Source organism: Nonomuraea candida (genome assembly GCF_000725485.1).
GTDB classification, from domain to species: domain Bacteria; phylum Actinomycetota; class Actinomycetes; order Streptosporangiales; family Streptosporangiaceae; genus Nonomuraea; species Nonomuraea candida.
Genome location: NZ_JOAG01000132.1, coordinates 1 through 1,257, shown reverse-complemented (window position 1 = coordinate 1,257; position 1,257 = coordinate 1). Strand labels below are relative to the sequence as shown.

The following is a 1,257-nucleotide window of genomic DNA, read 5'->3' as shown; positions in this document are numbered from 1 at the left end:
GCCCGCCCACCCGCCGCCCGCCCATCCGCCGCCCGCGCTGCCGCGACCGGAGCCGGACCGGATGGTCATCCGCCCGGCGCCGCCGGACCTGCGTCCCTACGTGCTGGGCTGGGCGGGCTACCGCGCCGCGGAGGCGGAGCCGCCGCCCGGCCGGATGTTGCCGCTCAACGCCGCCACGCTGATCATCGACCTCACCGGGCTGGATCCGATCGTCACCGGCCCCCGGAGCGTCGCCTCCGCCGAGGCCACCTGGCGCCACGGGGTGGCCGTCGGGCTCACCCCCGCCGGCCTGTCGGCGCTGACCGGCACGCCCATGCGCGAGCTGGTCGGCGCGACTGTGTGCCTGGAGGACCTGCTCGGGGCACGGGCCGCCGAGCTGGCCGACCGGCTGGCCGCCGCGCCGACCTGGGCGGCCCGTCTCGGCGTGCTGGAGCGGCGGCTGGCGGCCTGGCTGTGCCCCAGCCCCGGCCCCGGCCCCGGCTCCGACGCCCTGATCATGCACGCCTGGCGGCTGCTCCAGGAGCCCGCGGGCCGGCTCACCATCGACGCCCTGGCCGGCGCGCTCGGCGTCAGCCGCCGCTACCTGGAGCTGGGCTTCCGCCGGGTGGTGGGCCTGTCGCCCAAGACGGTCGCCAGGATCGCCCGGTTCCAGCGCGCCGTGGACACGCTGAGACGGCCCTCGGCCACCCTGGGCGAGGCCGCCGCCTGCGGGTACGCCGACCAGTCCCACCTCACCCGCGAGGTCCGGGCGATGGCGGGGATGACGCCGAAGCAGCTGTTCGCACTTGTCCAATACACCGATCGGGTCACCGGTTAGCGTGCCGGACCATGATGCTCACCGGGACGATGCTTGCCGGGACGACGCTCACCGGGACGACGCTCACCGGGACGACGGCGCTCGCGGCCCACCCCACCCTCGCCGACTTCGGCCACGATCCGCTGTGGATCACCCTCGTCAAGGCCGTGGCGCTCTTCCTCTTCCTGGCGCTGGGCGTGGTCTTCGGGGTCTGGTTCGAGCGCAAGCTGATCTCGCGGATGCAGCACCGCCACGGCCCCAACCGGGCCGGCACGTTCGGCCTGCTACAGTCCGTGGCCGACGCGATCAAGATGGGCCTGAAGGAGGACATCTTCCCGCGCACTGTGGACAAGGTGCTCTATCTGCTCGCGCCGGTGATCATGGTGGTGCCGGCGTTCCTGGCCTTCTCGATCGTGCCGTTCGGGCCGGTGGTCAACCTGTTCGGGGTGGAGACCCCGCTG

Annotated in this window: 2 protein-coding genes; both read left to right on the top strand. The window is 74.1% G+C overall.

Features of this window, described 5'->3' with window-relative positions; all coding sequences use genetic code 11:
* A partial coding sequence (locus IO39_RS43355) for a helix-turn-helix transcriptional regulator (RefSeq protein ID WP_211267394.1) occupies positions 1 to 817 on the top strand: 817 nt, incomplete at its 5' end.
* An 11-nt stretch (positions 818 to 828) separates the two neighbouring features.
* The coding region (locus IO39_RS43350; RefSeq protein WP_043637617.1) for an NADH-quinone oxidoreductase subunit H at positions 829 to 1,257 on the top strand (429 nt) is incomplete at its 3' end.